The 3,960-nt window shown below is 69.4% G+C and carries 5 protein-coding genes; 1 reads left to right on the top strand and 4 read right to left on the bottom strand.

Features of this window, described 5'->3' with window-relative positions; translation table 11 throughout:
* Positions 1-94: 94 nt before the first annotated feature.
* The 4 genes from ACIA8L_RS16845 to ACIA8L_RS16830 all read right to left on the bottom strand — a co-directional run bounded on the left by ACIA8L_RS16845 (position 95) and on the right by ACIA8L_RS16830 (position 3,645).
* Entirely contained in the window at positions 95-1,267 is a 1,173-nt protein-coding gene (locus ACIA8L_RS16845) for an MCE family protein (protein WP_395905231.1), read from the bottom strand.
* Entirely contained in the window at positions 1,267-2,253 is a 987-nt protein-coding gene (locus ACIA8L_RS16840) for an MCE family protein (protein WP_395905229.1), read from the bottom strand. Before ACIA8L_RS16840 ends, ACIA8L_RS16845 begins: the two co-directional genes overlap by 1 nt.
* A 184-nt stretch (positions 2,254-2,437) precedes the next feature.
* Positions 2,438-2,587: a hypothetical protein gene (locus tag ACIA8L_RS16835; RefSeq protein WP_395905227.1), complete on the bottom strand. Its 150-nt coding sequence runs from the start codon at positions 2,585-2,587 to the stop codon at positions 2,438-2,440.
* A gap of 38 nt (positions 2,588-2,625) precedes the next feature.
* Positions 2,626-3,645, bottom strand: a complete 1,020-nt coding sequence (locus ACIA8L_RS16830; RefSeq protein WP_395905225.1) for an MCE family protein — start codon at positions 3,643-3,645, stop codon at positions 2,626-2,628.
* Between the two features lie 66 nt (positions 3,646-3,711).
* Between ACIA8L_RS16830 and ACIA8L_RS16825 the strand changes: the two genes are divergently transcribed.
* The coding region (locus tag ACIA8L_RS16825) for a hypothetical protein (protein ID WP_395905223.1) at positions 3,712-3,960 on the top strand (249 nt) is incomplete at its 3' end.

Below are 3,960 nucleotides of genomic sequence, written 5' to 3'. Positions count from 1 at the left end.
CTCGTCTTGCTGACCACCGCGCGCACCCCCGCGACGCCGACCACTGCGGGCGTTCTCGTGGCGTCGACCGGTGCGGGCATCGGCAGGGCCCGTCTCATGACACACCCCGCAGGATGCCGCCGAGGGTCAGATCCTGGGTGACTTCAGGCAGCGTCGGCAGGGCCGGTGCGGGCGTCTTCGTCGTGTCGACCGGTGCGGGCGTCGGCGGGAGCGCCTGGCCGAGTCCGTTGAGCGTCTGCGCGAGGGCGACACATTGCTGCGGGATCTGCGCGATCGGGATGTTGTCACGCAGCACCGCGCACACGTAGCTGGCCGCGTCGTACGGTCCGAGCGCGTCGTCGCGGGTGTCGAGCGTTCCGGAGCCCGGGTTGTACGCGAGGTTCAGGTTCGACAGCGCGAGCGGCGCCACGTCCAGGATCTGGATGATCGCTTTCTGCTGCTTGGCCAGGATGCCGGTGACGTCGGCGAGCGCGTTCACGTTGGATACGAGTTCGTCCTTGTTGTCGCGGATGAACGCGGTCACGTCGGACAGGGCCGTGGCGAGTGCGCGCAAAGCGGCGGCCAGATCGTCGCGCTCACCGGCGAGTTGTCCGGCGACCTCGGCGAGTCGCTGATTGAACGCGCGCACGGCGGCGTCGCTCTGCGCCACGGCGGTGGTGAACTGTTGCAGGTTCACGAGCGTGCCGAACAGATCCTGCCGCCCGTTGGCGAGCGTGGTGAGCGCCTTGTCCAGCCCGTCGATGGTGGTGTGCAAGTTGTCGCCGTTACCTTGCAGGTTGGCCTGTCCGGTCTGCACGAGCGCGCGCAATGCACCATCGGCGTTGGCCCCGCCGGGCCCGAGGGCGACGTTGAAGTCGTCGAGGGCCTTGTAGATGTCGTCGATCTCCATCGGCACCGCGGTGCGCCCGACGGGCAGGTCGGCGTGGTCGGCGAGGGCGGCGCCACCGGTGAACGCGGGGGTGAGCTGGACGTACCGGTCGCTGACCACGCTCGGCGGGATGATGACGGCCTGGGCGTCGGCGGGGATCGGCCACTCGGCGTCGTAGCGCATCTCGACCCGGACCGTCCGCCCCTCGGGCTTGACCAGGGTGACCTCGCCGATCCGGACGCCGAGCACCCGTACCGACGACCCTTCGTGGATGCCGACCGTCCGGCTGAAGTGGGCGACGAGCCGGAGCTGGCGCTGCCCGGTGGACGCGATGACGACGGCCACCGCGGCACCGACGAGCACGGCGGCCCCGAAGGCGATCCAGCGTTTCTTGTGCATCACTTGGCTCCCGTCGCCGGGATGTACGGCTGGAGCAGGCCGGCCAGGTACGAGTCGAACCAGCGCCCGCTGCCGGTCACGTTGGCGAACGCGGCGACGAACGGCCCCATCCGCCGCAGGGTCAGTTCCAGGTTGTCGCGGTCCCGCTGCAGGATTCCGACCACGCCGCGCAACTGCCGCAGGGCCGGCTCCAGCCGCGACTTGTTGTCGGCCACGACCCCGGCCAGCTGCGTGGCCAGGGCATTGGTGCCGACCAGCAGATCGTGGATCGCGTCGCGCCGCTTGCTCACCTCGGTCAGCAGTGCGTCGCCGTCCGCGACAAGTTTGCGAAACTCGTCGTCGCGGGATGCGAGTACGCCCGTCACGTCGTGCGCCCGCTGCAGCAGTGCGCGCAGTTCGGTGTCGCGGTCGCTGACGGTCTTCGAGATGCGGGAAAGCCCGTCGAGCGACGTCTGGACACTGCCCGGCGTGTCGGCGAACGCCTGCGCGAGGGTGGTGAACGCGTCGGCGAGCTGAGTACTGTCGATCTGGTCGAGCGTGTCGGCCAGCCCGGTCACGGCCTGCACGACATCAAACGGCGCTGCGGTCCGCTCGAGCGGAATCTCGGCGTTCTCGGCCATCCGCCCGTCCCCGATGGGCTCCAGCGCTAGGAACTTCTGCCCCAGGACGGTCTTGATGCGGATGGTGGCGCGGGTGGCAGTACCAAGGCGAACGTTGTCGTCTTCAAGCCGGAACGCGACCCGCACGTAGGGCCCGGAGTTCCCGCGCGCCAGCCCCACCCCGGTGACCTTGCCGACCCGCACACCCGCGACCCGCACCTCGTTGCCGGGCGCGAGGCCGCTGGCGTCCCGGAACGCGGCCCGGTAGCCGGTGGCCGTCAGCCCGGCGAGCAGGTCCGCTTGAAACGCCCCGGCCACCAGCCCAGCCAGCACCACCAGCCCGACCGCGCCGACGACGAACGGGTTGCGCTCACGAAACGGCTTCACGCGGCGCCTCCCGGGTTGCAGCGGGCGGCGACGTCCGGTGCGGAAACTACGCCGATCAGGGCCTCGGCTTGCGCGGAAATTGCGCTGAGCGAAACCTCGGCCCGCGCGCCATCGCCGACCACATCGGAAGCGCGCAACTCGCGCGCACGAATCTGCCTGCTGCGGACACAACGGCGGCACGGCTTCACGCGGCGCCTCCCGGATTGCAGCGGGCGGCGACGTCCGGTGCGGAAACTACGCCGAGCAGAGCCTCGGCTTGCGCGGAAATTGCGCTGAGCGAAACCTCGGCCCGCGCGCCATCGCCGACCACATCGGAAGCGCGCAACTCGCGCACGCGAATCTGCCTGCTGCGGACACAACGGCGGCACGGCTTCACGCGGCGCCTCCCGGGTTGCAGCGGGCGGCGGTCGAGGTGAAGGCCGCGGGGGTGAGCTTCTGGCCGCCGAGGGTCACCTGGCCGTCGAAGTCGCACAGGTAGAAGTTGAACCAGGAGCCGTACGACGCCACGCGGGTCAGGTCCGCGTAGCGCTGTGGCAGGTTCTGCAAGGTTTTGTCGATGACGGCGGCGTTGTCGTTGAGCGTGCCCGAGAGGGTGCCGAGCTGGTCGATGTCGGCCTGCAGTGACGGGCGGGCGTCCTGCAGGAGGCTGGCGGTGGCGCCGGTCAGGGCGGCGGTGTTGGTGAGGGCGTCGCCGATCGCCTGTCTGTCGGCGGCCAGGCCGGAGACGAACTGCTGCAGGCGGGTGATGGTGGTGTCCAGATCGTCGCGATGCTCGTCCAGAGTGGACAGAACGCTCAGCAGGTTCGTGATCACCCGGCCGATGACGGCGTCCCGGTCGGCCAGGGTGCCGGTCAGGGAAGCGGTGCTGCGCAGCAGGTTGGCGACGGTGCCGCCCTCGCCCTGCAGGACCTGCACGATTTCGAACGCCAGTTGGTTGACGGCCTGCGGGGTGAGCGCCGTGAACAGCGGGCGGAAGCCGTTGAACAGGACGGTCAGGTCGAGCGCGGGCGTGGTTTGCGCGACCGGGATCGTCTGGCCCGCGTTCAGGGGACGGCCGTCGCCGGGGGCCTCGCTGAGGGCGACATAGCGCTGGCCGACGAGGTTGCGGTATCGGATCGTGGCGTGAACGCTGGCGGTGAGCGGGATGTTCTCGTCGACCGTGAACGCGACTTCCGCGATGTGGTTGTCGGCCACCCGGATGTCGCGGACCGCGCCGACCTTCACACCGGCGATGCGCACATCGTCGCCGGCGAGCAGACCGGTCACGTCGATGAACCGGGCCCGATACTGCGTCCCGCCACCCGAGAACGCACCGAGCGACTGTGCGAGCAGCGCCGTCAAAACGATCGTCACGGCGGCGAAAATGCTCAGCTTGAGCAGATCCTTCTTCACGCCGCGCTCACCACCGCTCCGCGCACGTTCTTGCTCGCAGCGTTCACCACTACCGCGCGCACGTTCTTGCTCGCGGCGTTCACCACTACTGCGCGCACGTTCCTGTTCGTTGCGCTCACCACTACCACGCGCACGTTCCTGTTCGTCGCGCTCACCACTGTTCCGCGCAAGTTCGTGTTCGTTGCGCTCACCACCACAGTGCGCACGTTCCTGCTCGTCGCGCTCACCACCACAGTGCGCACGTTCCTGCTCGTCGCGCTCACCACCACAGTGCGCACGTTCCTGCTCGTCGCGCTCACCACCACAGTGCGCACG

It is taken from the genome of Dactylosporangium sp. NPDC051541 (genome assembly GCF_044454505.1).
Lineage (GTDB): Bacteria > Actinomycetota > Actinomycetes > Mycobacteriales > Micromonosporaceae > Dactylosporangium.
Note: the sequence above shows the minus strand (reverse complement) of the source record. Positions and strands in the feature narration are given on the sequence as shown.

What these genes read in the sequence shown, in the direction of transcription:
- ACIA8L_RS16845 (WP_395905231.1), bottom strand. Translation starts at nt 1,267, where the DNA reads ATGCACAAGAAACGCTGGATCGCCTTCGGGGCCGCCGTGCTCGTCGGT.